This window comes from Streptomyces sp. NPDC047974, from assembly GCF_040653375.1.
GTDB lineage: Bacteria > Actinomycetota > Actinomycetes > Streptomycetales > Streptomycetaceae > Streptomyces.
The window spans coordinates 289,294-303,100 of record NZ_JBEZNU010000004.1 but is presented as its reverse complement, the minus strand read 5'-3'; the positions used below and the strand labels follow the sequence as shown (position 1 = coordinate 303,100).

Sequence of the window (13,807 nt, the reverse complement as noted above, 5' to 3'; positions counted from 1 at the left end):
GGGCGGGCGCCCGTACGGACGCCCGCCCCTCTTCGTGCCGGGGTGTTACGGGGTGACGCTGCCGATCAGGACGCTGCCGGTGCCGGCGACGGTGCCGCGGGCGTTGAGGAGCTGGACCTGGCCGAAGAACTGGCGTCCCTCGGGGGCCGGGCCGCCGACGACGACCTCGGCCGCGACCTCGGTGCTCGCGCCGTTGGCGAGCGGGTAGGTCTTGGCCTCGTCGACCTTCACGGTGCCGAGCGACGGGGAGAAGTACACGTCCTTGTAGTCGTAGGTCGTGCCGCCCTCCGCGTGGACCGCGTAGCCGTCGACGACGACGCTGTAGGTGCCGGCCGCCGGCTTGACGAGGGAGACGGACTCCTCCGAGTCGCCGTCGGCGGACTGGCCGACCTGCTTGCCGTTCAGCAGCACGGTCAGGTCGAGGTCGGCGGCCTTGTCGGAGGTGTTGCCGATCGCGATGTCGAGGCGCTCGACGCCCTCACCGATGGTGAGGGTCTTCGTCTGCTGCTCGTGGTGCCGGATGGTCGGGGTCTCGACCTTGGCCGAGCCGAGCGAGCCGCCCTTCAGCTTGCCGTCGAGGCCGGCGAAGCCGTTGGTGACGGTCCACTCGACGGCGGCCGGGGTGCCGACCTTCGCCTCGGCGACCGTCTGGACGGCCGGGTCGAAGGAGGCGCCGAGCACGGCGACGTCCAGCTTGAACGGGTTGTCGAGGTCCGGCGAGGTGCGGCGCGCCTCGACCTCGATCTCCCAGACGCCGGGCTGCGGGTTGGTGTACGACCGCAGGTCGGGGCGGCAGGTGTTCGCCGGGTTGTAGTGCGGGTAGCAGCCCGTGGTGGCGGTCGGGTCGACCGGGACGCCGTACGGGTGGATGGCGATGAAGCGGGTCTGGCTCTTCGCCTTCAGGCCGCCGATCGCCACCTCCAGGGAGGTCGCGCCCTGCGGCACGGTCACGAAGTACGACTTCGTGCTGTTGCGCTGGACCGAGCCGGCGGTCGAGAAGGAGTAGCCGGGGGCGACCAGGTCGCTCGCGACGACCGAGGTGGCCATGATCTGCTTGTCGACGCCCTCGGTGCGCTCGTCGTCGGCCTCCAGGAGCACGCTGTGCACACCGGCGGTGGTCGGACGGGCCTCCAGCTTGACGGTGACCGGCTTGTTCAGCGGCAGGTCGATCTCGTCGTCGCCGAGGATCCGGAAGGTGCCGTCGTTGTACTTGAGGTCCAGCTCGTGCTCGATGGCACGGTCCGGGCCGCTGGTGCGGGTGACGGTGACGTCGTAGACCTTCTTCTGGCCGACCTTGAGGCCGCCCTCGCGGTCGTACACACCGGTGCCGGTGTGCGGGGCCGGGAAGATCACGGTGTCGACCGGGGCCTCGACCTTGTAGGAGTGGGCGGTGGCCCCGTCCTTGATCGAGTCCCACGCCTCGACGACGTCGACGAGACCGGCGCCCTGCTCGTGCGCCGCGACACCCGGGATCCGCTTGGCGGTCGAGGTGAGGGCGGTGCGGAGGGTCAGCGGGGAGAGCTCGATGCCGCGCTGCTTGGCGGCGGAGAGCAGCAGCGCGCTCGCGCCGGCGACCTGCGGGGACGACATCGAGGTGCCGTTGAGCATGCCGTAGCCGGCGGGCAGCGCGTAGCCGGCCTCGGCGACGCCGGAGCCGGCCTGCCAGGTCGGGATGGTGTTCACGGCCGAGCCCGGGCCGGTGACCAGCGGGGCGGCGCCGCCGTCCTCACGCGGACCGCGCGAGGAGAACGGGAACATGGCGTACTTCTTCTCGACGGCCGAGCCGTAGTTGGCGGCCCAGGTCGACTGGGAGACCGCCGCGCCGACCGAGAGGACCTTCTCGGCCAGGCCGGGGTCGCCGATCGTGTTGGTGCCCGGGCCGGAGTTGCCGGCCGAGATCACCAGCTGCACGCCGTACTCGTCGATGAGACGGGTGTAGAGGCGGGCGCGGACGTTGTCGCCGTCGTTCAGCGCGGGCAGGCCGCCGATCGACATGTTGACGATGTCGACGCCGCGGTTGACGACGAGGTCGACCATGCCCTCGGTGAGGGCGACGTTGGTGCAGCCGCCGGTCCAGGTGCAGGCGCGCGAGGAGACGATCTTCGCGCCGGGCGCGGCGCCGTTCATCTTCCCGCCGAAGAGGCCCTTGGCGGCGGTGATGCCGGCGACGTGGGTGCCGTGCGAGGACTCGACGATGCCGATGTTGACGAAGTCGCGCTTCTGGCCGACCCAGGTGCCGCCCAGCGGGTCCATCGGGACGTCCTTGCGGATCTCCACGACGAACGGGGTGCGCTCGGCGACCTCGGTGGCCGGGTCGTCGGTACCGAAGTAGCCGATGCCGTACCCGTCCTTGTACGGCTTCATCGGCTCGTTGTCCGTGAAGTCGTTGTCCTGGTCGGTGTCGACGCGGACGGTGCCGGCGGCGGGGTCGTACAGCATGCCGAAGACGTCGGTGGTGTCGCCGTCGCGGTTGATGTCACCGGCCGGGTCGCCGCCCGCGGTGACCGACTCGCTGAAGCGGCTCCACTGGTAGGAGCCCTCGGGCGCCTTCCAGGACTGCGTGGCGGCGGTGAAGACCGGGCCCGCGACCGGGGTGATCTGGGCGCGCCACGTGCCGTCGCCCTCGGTGAGCGGGTCGGTGGCGGTCACCCAGTCGACGATCTTGCGCTCGCCGGTGGTGGTCTTCTGCAGGGCCGGGTGGCCCAGGTCGACGCCCGAGTCGAGGATGCCGATGGTCACGCCGCGGCCGTCGGCGCGCGGGTGGTCCTCGACGAACTCGACGGCGCCCGTCTCGTGGGACGGGTTGTACGGGTTCTTCGCCGGGGTGTACTTCGACGGCGCCGGGTACGTCCGGGTCACCGTGGTGCCCTCGACGGCGCCGGGGACACCGGCGTCGGGGCGCGGGTCGTCCAGCTCGATCTCGGCCTGGAGGTCGACCGACTGGACGGCGGAGAGCTTGGTGGCCGCCTTGATGGCGGCGTCGGCCTTGCCGGTCGGCAGGGTCGCGCGGACGTAGCCGAGCTCGTCGTTGCGGTTGCCGACCGAGGCGCCGGGGACGGCGTCGAGCTGGCCGGCTACCTGCTCGGTCGCGCCGGGCGCGGTGGCGACGAGGATGGTGACGTGCGACTCGCCGGCGGCCTCGGCCTCGGAGAGGCGCTGCGCGTCGATGGCGCCGAGCTTGTCGGCGGGCTCCGCGGTCTTCACCGGGGGAGTGGTGGCCGCCGGGTCGTCGGCGGCCAGGACCGGGGCGGCACCGGCCGCGACGAGCGCGGTCACCAGGCCGGCGGCGGCGGCGATCCGCGCCGCCCGTCCGGTCCCGGTCGAGCGCCCGGGTATGGAGCTCTGGGTTTCGGGGGTGGTCATTTACATCCCTGTTGTGAAAGGAGAGAGTCCGGATTCCGGTACCGGATGACCGCTCAGCCTTTCGCAAGTGACAGGGTTTTGTGGAGAGTTCCTGGAGGCCATGTTGTGTCCATGGCGTACATCCGCCACGGCGCGTCCTCCGCCACAGAGCACGAATCGCCCTCAATGAGGGCGATTCGGCGGGTGGTTGTCGGCTCTCACTGCTCCTTGGCGCGGGCGTAGTGCCGGGACGCCTTCGCGCGGTTGCCGCAGGTCGCCATCGAGTGCCAGCGCCGGGTGCCGTTCCGTGAGGTGTCCAGGAAGTGCAGGATGCACGCCTCGTGCGCGCAGACCCTGATCCGGTCCGGCACGGTCCGCAGCAGGTCCAGGTGGTCACGGGCGGCCGTCCATCCCGGCCCCCACGCCGGGTCGGCGAACTCGGCGCGCTCGCCGGGCCCGTCGGCGGTGAGCTCCACGCGGATCCGGCCGTGCTCCAGGACGGCGTCGACCCGGGCGGTCGCGTCCGGGTCCCCGGGCCGGTCGACCAGCGCCTTCAGTGCCTCGCGGGCGGTGCGGGTGTGCCGGAGCGTGTCCTCGTCGGCGGCGAACCGCCCGTCGAGCCCGTTGGCGGCGAGCCAGACCGCGAGCCCCTCGGTGTCGGCGAGGAGGTCCCGCGGCTCCCCCTCGCTCATCCACCGGGTGTTGAGCAGGTCCAGGGAGAGGGGTTCGCCGGTCAGTGGCCGCGGGTCGGTGACGGTCATGACGGGCATCCTCCTCGACCCCCGGGGCGATCTAACCCCTTAAGCGTACGTGACGGGTTGCGCCCCGAGAGTTCTAACCTCTAAAGTCGAGTTAAGCGGTTAGCCCGAAGGGGGCGACCGAAGACGAGGGGACCGTCATGTCCGCGATCGGCACGCTGAACACGGCACACATCGGCATCAACGTCACCGACCTGGACCGCTCGCTCCGCTTCTACGGGGAGGTCCTGGGCTTCGAGGTCATCGGCTCCGGCGACGCCGACGGCCGCCGCTACGCCTTCCTGGGCCAGGGCGGCCGGCTCACGCTCACCCTCTGGCAGCAGGCCGAGGGCGGGTACGAGGCGAACCGCGCCGGCCTCCACCACCTGGCCTTCGAGGCCGAGTCCATCGAGAAGGTCCGCGAGGCGGAGACCGCCCTCAAGGCCGAGGGCGTCGCCTTCGCCTACGACGGCGTCGTCGCCCTCGGCGAAGGCGCCACGGCCGCCGGCATCTTCTTCCACGACCCCGACGGCACGCGCCTGGAGATCAACGTCCCCAAGGGCGCGGAGGGCGCCCCGGCCCCCAGCGCCACGGCCCCGACCTGCGGCTTCTTCTAGCCACTCGGCGCCCGGCGCCCGGCGCCCGGAGCCCCGCGCTCGGAGTCCGCGCCCGGAGTCCGGCGCTCGGAGTCCGCGCCCGGAGTCCGGCGCTCGGAGTCCGCGCCCGGAGTCCGGCGCTCGGAGCCCGCGCCCGGAGTCCGGCGCCCGCACCCGGAGCCCGCGCACCACGCGCCCCGCGCCCGCCGCGCGCACCCCGCGCCCGCACCCACCTGGAGCCCGCCATGAGCAGCACCGCCTACCACCACGGCTCGCTCGCCGTGCAGCAGAAGCTCGGCGTCCAGGAGGCCGCCGCCCACATCGCCCCCAGCGTCCGTCCCGGCATCCGTCCGGTCGCCGCCGCCTTCCTGGAGCTCCAGCCCATGCTGGTGCTGGGGGCGGCGGCCCCGGACGGGCGCGTCTGGGCGAGCCTGCTGGCCGGCGCGCCCGGCTTCGCCCGCGCGACCGACCCGCACACCGTCTCCGTCGCGGCGGCGCTCCGTCCCGACGACCCGCTCGCGGAGGCCCTGACCGCCGAGGCCCCGGTCGGCACCCTCGCCCTGGACCCCCGCACCCGCCGCCGCATGCGCCTCAACGGCACCGCCCGCCCCAGCGCCCGCGGCCTGCTGATCGAGGCGGAGCAGGTCTTCGCCAACTGCCCCAAGTACCTCCAGAAGCGCGAGCTGTACGCCCCCGATCCCGCGGGGCCCGGCCGGGCGCCCGCCCACCGGGGCGACGCCCTCACCGAGGACCAGCTCGCCGCCGTCCGCGCGGCCGACACCTTCTTCGTCGCCACTGTCGGACCGGACGGCGCCGACGCCAGCCACCGCGGCGGCAACCCCGGCTTCGTCCACACCGAGGGCCCCCGCGAACTCCTCTGGCGGGACTACCCCGGCAACGCGATGTTCCTCACACTCGGCAACCTGGAGACCGACGAAAGGGCGGGTCTCCTCTTCCTGGACTGGGAGAAGGGCACGACCCTCCAGCTCAGCGGCCGGGCGGAAACGGTATACCGTTTGGAGGAGCGGTACGTCCGCTTCCGGGTCGACAGCGTCGTCGAGACCCCGGCCGCCAGCCCCCTGCGCTGGTCCGCGCCGGAATACTCCCCGGCCAATCCGACCACCCCCTGATCGCGCACCCCGCCGCCCGCACGCGGACTCCCGATCCCCGATCCCGAGGAACCCGTGACCACTGCCGCCCGGACGATCGAGGCCACCACGCCCGCGCCGTCCACGCCCGCACCCGCCCCTGCACCCGCCGCCGCCCCCGCCCCCGTACGCCGCCCCGGGCCCCCGCCCCGGCCCCGCCCGCTCGCGGTCCTCGTCGCCACCGGCACCAGCACCGCCGCCCTCCTCCTGCTCGTCGCCCTCGGCACCGTGCTGCACCACCCGCTGCTCATCCCGCCGCTCGCCGCGAGCATGGCGCTGGTCGCCGCCTCCCCGGACCTGCCGCTCTCCCAGCCGCGGTCGGTCGTCGGCGGGCAACTCCTCTCCGCCCTGACCGGCTTCGCCGTCCTCGCGGTCGCGGGCCCCGGCCTGTGGAGCGCGGCCGTCGCCGGCGGCCTGGCCCTCGGCGCGATGATGCTCGCCCGCGCCCCGCACTCCCCGGCCGCCGCCACCGCCGTGATCGTCGCCCTCGGCAGCCCGCCGTTCTGGACCTTCACCGGCCTGCTGCTCGCCTCCTGCGCGCTGCTCGTCGCCGCCGGCCTGCTCATGGCCAAGGCCACCCGCCGTACGTACCCCGTGTACTGGATCTAAGACGTGGTCCGCGATTCACCAAAGGGTGGGCTGCGGACTGCACGCGGTGCGGCACGTCCGACCATGACACGAGTGGAAGAACGGTCGGACAATCTTCTGACCCACCGCCGACGCACCCGAGTGAAAGCGGCATCCTGCTTCCCTGCGGGCCCCTAGCCTGCTGCCCATGAAGCAGGAGCTGCGGGTGGCGGCCTACGCCGTAGTCGTCCGGGACCATCGGATACTGCTCGCCCGCTGGGTGGCCAAGGACGGCACCAAGCGGTGGACCCTGCCCGGGGGCGGCATGGACCACGGGGAGGAACCCGTCGGGACCGTCGTCCGCGAGGTCGAGGAGGAGACCGGGTACGCGGTCGAGCCGACCGCCCTCCTCGGCATCGACTCGATCATGCGCCAGTGGATCGCCCGCATCGGCGCGCCCGGCTCCTTCCAGGGGCTCCGGATCCTCTACGAGGCCCGGATCACCGGCGGCGAACTCCGCAGCGAGACCGGCGGTTCCACCGACCTCGCGGCCTGGCACCCGCTGGACTCCGTGCCGGACCTGCCCCGGGTCGAACTCGTCGACATCGGCCTCGACCTGTGGCGGGAACGGCCCCCCGTGGGCCGCTCCCGCCTCACGGGTCCGGCGAACGGCTGAAAAGGGCTCAACCGTCCCGCGGGCGCTCAACCCTTCCGCACCCCCCGTGGTCCTCCCCGCCGACCGCACGTCCGGATCACCGGATCACCACGGAAACAGGGGAACCCGCATGGCCACCGCCCGCACCGCCCGTACCGTCGTCGCCACGGCCCTCGCCGCAGGCCTCACCGTCACCGCGCTCGCCGCCCCCGCCCTCGCGGCGGGCCCCGCCGCGCCCGCGGCCCCGGCGAAGAAGGACCACGCCGCCACCCAGGCGGCCCTCCAGGCCAACGTCGATGCCGGCGTGCCCGGCGCCGTCGCCCAGGCCCGCGTCGACGGCCGTTCCTGGACCGGCACGGCCGGCGAGCGCGGCGGCGACGACCGGTACCGCGTCGGCTCCATCACCAAGACCTTCGTCGCCACCGTCCTCCTCCAGCTCCAGGCCGAGGGCCGCATCGACCTCGACGACCCGGTCGAGAAGTGGCTCCCCGGCCTCGTCCGCGGCAACGGCCACGACGGCCGGAAGATCACCGTCCGCCAGCTCCTCAACCACACCAGCGGCGTCTACAGCTACACCGAGGACCCCGCCTTCCAGCAGAAGGTCTTCGGGGCCGGCTTCCTGGAGCACCGCTACGACACCTGGAACCCGCGCGACCTCGTCGCCGTCGCCACCGGCCACGCCCCCGAGTTCGCCCCCGGCACCTCCTGGCGCTACTCCAACACCAACTTCGTCCTCGCCGGGCTCGTCATCGAGGAGGTCACCGGCCGCCCCTACGGCAAGGCCGTCGAGAACCGGATCATCAAGCCCCTCAAGCTCCGCGCCACCAGCGTCCCCGGCACCCGGGTGAACGTCCCCCGGCCCAGCAGCCGCGCCTACTCCACCCTCGCCCCGGAGAAGACGGCCCCCGTCCACGACGTCACCGAGCTCAACCCCTCCCTCGCCCACGCCGCCGGCGAGATGATCTCCGACTCGGCCGACCTCCAGACCTTCTACCGCGCCCTCCTCAAGGGCCGGCTCCTGCCCAAGGCCGAGCTGCGCGAACTCACCACCACCGTGCCGGTCTCCGCCGAGTACCCCGACTTCCGCTACGGCCTCGGCATCTCCTGGCAGAAGCTGAGCTGCGGCACCGAGGTCTGGGGCCACGGCGGCGGCATCCACGGCTCGCTGTCGGAGGCGTACACCACCCGCGACGGCCGGCACACCCTCGCCGCCAACATCAACGCCGACTGGACCGGCGACACCCAGGCCGTCATCGACGCCGAGTTCTGCGGCACGGTCCCGGCGAAGAAGTAGCGCTCACCGGGGCAGGACGACGACGTACGCGGCGGGCTGCCGCTCCGCCGCGGCCATCAGGGCCGTACGGACCACGGTGGCCTGCTGGTCCATCGCCTCGCGCAGCTTGCGCGGGGTCAGGTGGACCACCGTGATGCCGAGCCGCTCCAGGTGCTCCCGCTTGCGGGTGTACTCGGACCACAGCGCGTCCTCGTCCTGCCGCGGCGCCCGGGTGTCCAGCTCCACCGCCACCGCCTGGTCAGGCCAGTAGGCGTCCACCCCGCCGAGGTGCGGGCCGCCCGGCAGCCGCAGGTCCACGTTCCACACCGGGTCCGGCAGCGCGAAGTCCCGCACCATCTCGTACAGCCGCTCCTCCGACAGCGCCCGCCCCTCCACGAGGAGCGAGTCCACCGCGTCCACCACGTGCGACCGGGTCAGCAGCCGCAGCCGGCTCAACTCCCGGACCAGGACGGGCGGTTCGCAGTGGCCGCCGCGCACCGCCTCGGTGAGCAGACGGCGGACGCCCTCCGCGTCCTGCATCCCCGAGACCGCGTCGGCCAGCGCCCGGGCGACCGGTGCCACCGGCAGCCCGTCCAGCTCCACCGGCTCCGGGGACTCCGGCGCCCGCACCACCCGTACGAAGCCGGTCGACCGCAGCCGCCGGGTGCGGCCCACCAGGACGTCGATCCGCTCCAGGGCGGCCGGCGGGGGAGCGGAGGAGAAGCCGTGCAGGGCGAGCGCGGCGAGCCCGGTGAGCATCGCGCCCGGGCCGTACAGGGGCGCCTCGCCGTCCCTGCGGGTGTAGAGCAGCGCGGCCCGCAGCCGGTCGTCGCTGGTCGGCGCGCCGGGGTGGAGCAGGAAGACGCCGGGCAGCAGCTGCTGCCAGTCGCCGCCGGCCGCGACCCGTCCGGCGACCTCGGCGGCGGGCACGCCCATGGCCCGCAACTGGCCGGTGGAGGCGAGTCGTCGGGCGATGCCCGCGGGGGAGGCGAGGGGGCGGGGGCTGATGGGGGTGTCGTGGTTCATGCCGGGGGTCTTCCGCACCCCGGCCCGGCCCTAACGGCCTGTTACAAGGCGGTGGCCGAACCCGGACAAGCCCGCACTAAAGTACGCGCGTTCGACTGCCGAGAGAGACCCGCGCGGGAGGGTCCGCAAACGCCCGGACCCTCCCGCCGGTGGCGGCTCAGTCCTCCAGCGCGTCGCACTCCTGCGCCCGCAGCGCGCGCGCCAGGTCGTCGCGGGACTCCAGGACGAGCCGGCGGAGCGCCGGAGCCGCGTCCGCGTGCTCCGCCAGCCAGGCGTCGGTGGCCGCCAGGGTCTCCGGACGGTCCTGGTGGGCCGGGAAGAGCCCGCGCACCACGTCCATGCCGATCTGGATCGACCGCTCGGACCAGATCCGCTCGATCACCGCGAAGTACTTCTCCGCGTACGGGGCGGTCAGCTCGCGCTGCGAGGGCTGCGCGAAACCGCCGATGACCGCGCCGACCAGCGCGTTCGACAGCGTGTCCGACTCGACGACCTGCGCCCAGGCCTGCGCCTTGACGGCCGCCGACGGCCGGGCGGCAAGGAGGCGCACCTGGTGGCGCTTGCCGCTGGCGGTGTCGTCCCTGGCCAGCTCCTCGTCGATGCGGGTCTCGTCGGCCCGGCCGTACTCGGCGAGCGGGGAGAGCAGCGCCCAGCGCAGCTCCTGGTCGACGTCGAGGCCGTCGATCCGGGCGGTGCCGGCGAGCAGCCCCTCCAGGAGCTGGAGGTCCGCGTCGGAGGAGGCGGTCGCGGCGAGGAAGCGGGCCCAGGTCAGCTGGTGCTCGCTGCCGGGCTCGGCGAGCCGCAGCTCGCGCAGCCCGCCCTCGGCGAGCCGCCGCCCGCCCTCCGCGCGCCACGCGGGGGCCGCGTAGTGGGTGACGGCGGTCCGCGCCCAGGCGTGCAGCATCTGGAGGACGCCGATGTCGGTCTCGCGGCCGGCGAAGGCGAGCACGGCGGCGACGAAGTCGCGGGCCGGCATCAGCCCGTCCCGGGTCAGGTTCCACAGCGCCGACCAGCACAGGGCGCGGGCCAGCGGGTCGGTGACGGAGCCGAGGTGCTCGCGGAGGGTGTCGAGGGAGCGCTCGTCGAAGCGGACCTTGCAGTAGGTGAGGTCGTCGTCGTTGACGAGGATCAGGTCCGGCTGCTCGCTGCCGGCCAGCTCGGCGACGACCGTGCGCGGTCCGGCGACGTCCGTCTCCATGCGCGCGTACCGCACGAGAGCGCCCTCGGTGAGCCGGTAGAGGCCGACCGCGATCCGGTGCGGGCGCAGCTCGTCGCCCTCCTGGAGGACGGCGAGCTCGGTGATCCGGCCCTCGGCGTCGTAGGTGACCTCGGGGGCGAGGACGTTGACGCCGGAGGTCTGGAGCCAGGACTTCGACCAGGCCTTCATGTCGCGGCCCGAGGTCTCCTCCAGCACGGACAGCAGGTCGTGCAGGCGGGTGTTGCCGTAGGCGTGGCGCTTGAAGTAGCGGCGGGAGCCCTCCAGGAAGGCGTCCCGGCCCGCGTAGGCGACGAGCTGCTTGAGGACGGAGGCGCCCTTGGCGTAGGTGATGCCGTCGAAGTTGAGCTTGGCGTCCTCCAGGTCGCGGATGTCGGCCGTGACCGGGTGGGTGGAGGGCAGCTGGTCGGCGCGGTAGGCCCACGCCTTGCGGTTGTTGGCGAAGGTGACCCAGCTGTCGGTGAAGCGGGTGGCCTCGGCGAGCGAGAAGGAGCCCATGAAGTCGGCGAAGGACTCCTTCAGCCACAGGTCGTCCCACCAGACCATGGTGACGAGGTCGCCGAACCACATGTGGGCCATCTCGTGCAGGATCGTGTTGGCGCGCCGCTCGTACGCCGCCCGCGTGACCTTGCCGCGGTAGATGTACTCCTCGGTGAAGGTGACCATGCCGGGGTTCTCCATGGCGCCGAGGTTGTACTCGGGCACGAAGGCCTGGTCGTACTTGCCGAAGGGGTACGGGTAGTCGAAGTTGTCGTGGAAGAAGTCGAAGCCCTGCTTGGTGATCAGGAAGACGTCGTCCGCGTCGAAGTGCTTCGCGAGCCCCTTGCGGCACATCGCGCCGAGCGGGATCTCGACGTCGCCGCGCCGGTAGGTGTCGGTGACGTAGTGGTACGGGCCGGCCACGACGCAGGTGATGTACGTGGAGATCGGCGCGGTCTCCGCGAAGCGCCACACACCGTCGGCGCCCCGCTCGCCGGCGCCGTTGCTCCACACCGTCCACGCGTCGGGCGCGGTCACCTCGAAGCGGTACGGCGCCTTCAGGTCGGGCTGCTCGAAGTTGGCGTAGACCCGTCGGGCGTCGGCCGGCTCGTACTGGGTGTACAGGTACACCTCGCCGTCCTCGGGGTCGACGAAGCGGTGCATGCCCTCGCCGGTGCGGCTGTAGGCGCACTGCGCGTCGACGACCAGGACGTTCTCGTCGGCCAGGCCGTCCAGGGCGATCCGGGCCCCGTCGAAGACGGCCGCCGGGTCGAGCTCCCGCCCGTTGAGGGTGACGGAGGTGACCGACGGCGCGACCAGGTCGGCGAAGGTCGTGTCGCCGTCGCCGGTGCGGCGGAAGCGGATCGTCGTCACCGAGCGGAAGGTGCGTACCGCCTCCGTGGACTCGCCGACCGCCGAGCGCAGGTCGAGGGCGACCTCGTAGCCGTCGACGGACAGCAGCGCCGCCCGCTCGTGGGCCTCGTCGCGGGACAGGTTCTCACCGGGCACGGTCACTCCTTCGTGGCGTGTTCGAAACAGCACCGATCCTCCCATGCGCACCTTTCACCGGGCGCACGGGAATGCCGACACGGTCCGTCGGTGTTGCGCCAAGTCGGTGCACATCCCCCCTTTCCGCCGCCCCGAGGAGTGACATGTCCGAGAGCAGGACCACCGCAGAGTTCTTCTTCGACCCGCTGTGCCCCTGGGCGTGGATGACCTCCCGGTGGATGCTGGAGGTGGAGAAGGTCCGCCCGGTGGACGTGCGCTGGAAGGTGATGAGCCTCGCGGTCCTGAACGAGGACCGCCTGGACGAGGTCCCCGCCGAGTACCGGGAGATGCTGGAGACCAAGGCCTGGGGCCCGGTCCGCGTGGTCATAGCGGCCCAGCGGCTGCACGGCGACGAGGTCGTCGGCAAGCTCTACACCGCGCTCGGCACCCGCTTCCACAACAACGGCGAGGGCCCCACCCGCGAGGCCGTCGTCGGAGCGCTGCGCGACGCCGGTCTCCCCGAGGACCTGGCGGAGTACGCCGACAAGGACACGTACGACACCGAGCTGCGCGCCTCCCACGCGGAGGGCATCGGGAAGGTCGGCCAGGACGTCGGCACCCCGGTGATCGCGGTGCCCGGCCCGGACGGCGACGAGGTCGCCTTCTTCGGCCCGGTCGTCACCCCCACCCCGCGCGGCGAGGCGGCGGCCCGGCTCTGGGACGGCACGCTGCTCGTGGCGTCCACCCCGGGCTTCTACGAGATCAAGCGCACGCGGACGGCGGCGCCGAGCTTCGAGTAGCCGCCCCGGCCGGCCGCCCCGTCCGGCCACCCCGCCCGGTCACCCGCGCATGGAAGGGCCCCCGCGATTCACGTCATCGCGGGGGCCCTTCTTTCATCCGCCTGCCCGGTGAAGGTTGAGAAGACGATCACGAGCAGGACGAGCGGGGGGTCGGGACGAGCGGGGTCAGAACGAGATCAGCGGAACGCTGGCCTTCGCGGCCTGGTAGCGCTTGTTCACGTCCTGCCAGTTGACGACCTGCCACATGGCGTCGATGAAGTCGACCTTCTGGTTCTTGTACTGGAGGTAGAAGGCGTGCTCCCAGGCGTCGAAGACCAGCACCGGGATCGAGCCCTGGCCGACGTTGCCCTGGTGGTCGTAGACCTGCTCGACGATGAGGCGGCCGCTGACCGGCTCGTAGGCGAGGACGCCCCAGCCGGAGCCCTGGGTGGTCGCCGAGGCCTTGGTCAGCTGGGCCTTGAACTTCGCGAAGGAGCCGAAGGACTCGGTGATCGCGTCGGCGAGCTCGCCCACGCCGTCGGCCGCGAGCGGCTCGCCGCCGCCCTCGCCGCCCTTCGGGCTCGCCATGTTGTTCCAGTAGATGGAGTGGAGGATGTGGCCGGAGAGGTGGAACGCGAGGTTCTTCTCCAGGCCGTTGACCGCTCCCCACTGGTCCTTGTCGCGGGCCTCCTCCAGCTGCTCCAGGGTGTCGTTCGCGCCCTTGACGTAGGCGGCGTGGTGCTTGTCGTGGTGCAGTTCGATGATCTGCGGATTGATCACCGGTTCCAGCGCCGCGTAGTCGTACGGCAGCTCCGGAAGTGTGTAGATCGCCATGTGTGCCAAGCCCTTCGACCGACTTCTTATTGCAACCTCTATGCAAGTGCAGGCTAACAGCACCTGCGGGAGAAGTTGATCAGTCCTTGGTCGTAGTCCCACCGTCCGTTGCCGTCCGCTGCCGTCCGCTTCCGTCCGCCGCGCGCCCGACTGCTTCCGCGCGCTCC

General features: G+C 72.6%; 11 protein-coding genes. 6 read left to right on the top strand and 5 right to left on the bottom strand.

Going from position 1 to position 13,807, the window contains the following annotated elements; translation table 11 throughout:
* Positions 1 to 45 precede the first annotated feature (45 nt).
* Both AB0E19_RS09120 and AB0E19_RS09115 read right to left on the bottom strand, forming a co-directional pair.
* On the bottom strand, positions 46 to 3,363 hold the full coding sequence (locus AB0E19_RS09120) for a S8 family serine peptidase (protein WP_362175623.1): 3,318 nt from the start codon (positions 3,361 to 3,363) through the stop codon (positions 46 to 48).
* Positions 3,364 to 3,560: 197 nt separating this feature from the next.
* Positions 3,561 to 4,103 (bottom strand): CGNR zinc finger domain-containing protein, encoded by a 543-nt coding sequence (locus tag AB0E19_RS09115; protein ID WP_362175620.1) that lies wholly within the window; start codon positions 4,101 to 4,103, stop codon positions 3,561 to 3,563.
* Positions 4,104 to 4,240: 137 nt separating this feature from the next.
* Between AB0E19_RS09115 and AB0E19_RS09110 the strand changes: the two genes are divergently transcribed.
* The 5 genes from AB0E19_RS09110 to AB0E19_RS09090 all read left to right on the top strand — a co-directional run bounded on the left by AB0E19_RS09110 (position 4,241) and on the right by AB0E19_RS09090 (position 8,339).
* Positions 4,241 to 4,696 carry a VOC family protein gene (locus tag AB0E19_RS09110; protein ID WP_362175617.1) on the top strand — a complete coding sequence of 152 codons (456 nt, stop codon included), beginning with the start codon at positions 4,241 to 4,243 and terminating at the stop codon, positions 4,694 to 4,696.
* Positions 4,697 to 4,920: 224 nt separating this feature from the next.
* On the top strand, positions 4,921 to 5,805 hold the full coding sequence (locus AB0E19_RS09105; protein ID WP_362175614.1) for a pyridoxamine 5'-phosphate oxidase family protein: 885 nt from the start codon (positions 4,921 to 4,923) through the stop codon (positions 5,803 to 5,805).
* Between the two features lie 54 nt (positions 5,806 to 5,859).
* Complete coding sequence (locus tag AB0E19_RS09100) at positions 5,860 to 6,432, top strand: HPP family protein (RefSeq protein ID WP_362175611.1); 573 nt, start codon at positions 5,860 to 5,862, stop codon at positions 6,430 to 6,432.
* 166 nt (positions 6,433 to 6,598) lie between these two features.
* Positions 6,599 to 7,066 carry an NUDIX hydrolase gene (locus AB0E19_RS09095; protein ID WP_362175608.1) on the top strand — a complete coding sequence of 156 codons (468 nt, stop codon included), beginning with the start codon at positions 6,599 to 6,601 and terminating at the stop codon, positions 7,064 to 7,066.
* A gap of 109 nt (positions 7,067 to 7,175) precedes the next feature.
* Positions 7,176 to 8,339, top strand: a complete 1,164-nt coding sequence (locus tag AB0E19_RS09090; RefSeq protein ID WP_362175605.1) for a serine hydrolase domain-containing protein — start codon at positions 7,176 to 7,178, stop codon at positions 8,337 to 8,339.
* A 3-nt stretch (positions 8,340 to 8,342) separates the two neighbouring features.
* Here AB0E19_RS09090 and AB0E19_RS09085 read toward each other — a convergent pair whose 3' ends face one another.
* The gene (locus AB0E19_RS09085; protein WP_362175602.1) at positions 8,343 to 9,344 is read right to left on the bottom strand and encodes a hypothetical protein; all 1,002 of its coding nucleotides are present in this window, start codon (positions 9,342 to 9,344) and stop codon (positions 8,343 to 8,345) included.
* 157 nt (positions 9,345 to 9,501) lie between these two features.
* Entirely contained in the window at positions 9,502 to 12,048 is a 2,547-nt protein-coding gene (gene pepN, locus AB0E19_RS09080) for an aminopeptidase N (protein ID WP_362175599.1), read from the bottom strand.
* Between the two features lie 143 nt (positions 12,049 to 12,191).
* On the opposite strand from pepN, the gene AB0E19_RS09075 reads away from it, so the two are divergent.
* Positions 12,192 to 12,827 carry a DsbA family protein gene (locus AB0E19_RS09075; protein ID WP_362175596.1) on the top strand — a complete coding sequence of 212 codons (636 nt, stop codon included), beginning with the start codon at positions 12,192 to 12,194 and terminating at the stop codon, positions 12,825 to 12,827.
* A 165-nt stretch (positions 12,828 to 12,992) separates the two neighbouring features.
* On the opposite strand, the gene AB0E19_RS09070 is transcribed toward AB0E19_RS09075, so the two are convergent.
* Complete coding sequence (locus tag AB0E19_RS09070; RefSeq protein WP_360603093.1) at positions 12,993 to 13,640, bottom strand: superoxide dismutase; 648 nt, start codon at positions 13,638 to 13,640, stop codon at positions 12,993 to 12,995.
* Positions 13,641 to 13,807: the final 167 nt, after the last annotated feature.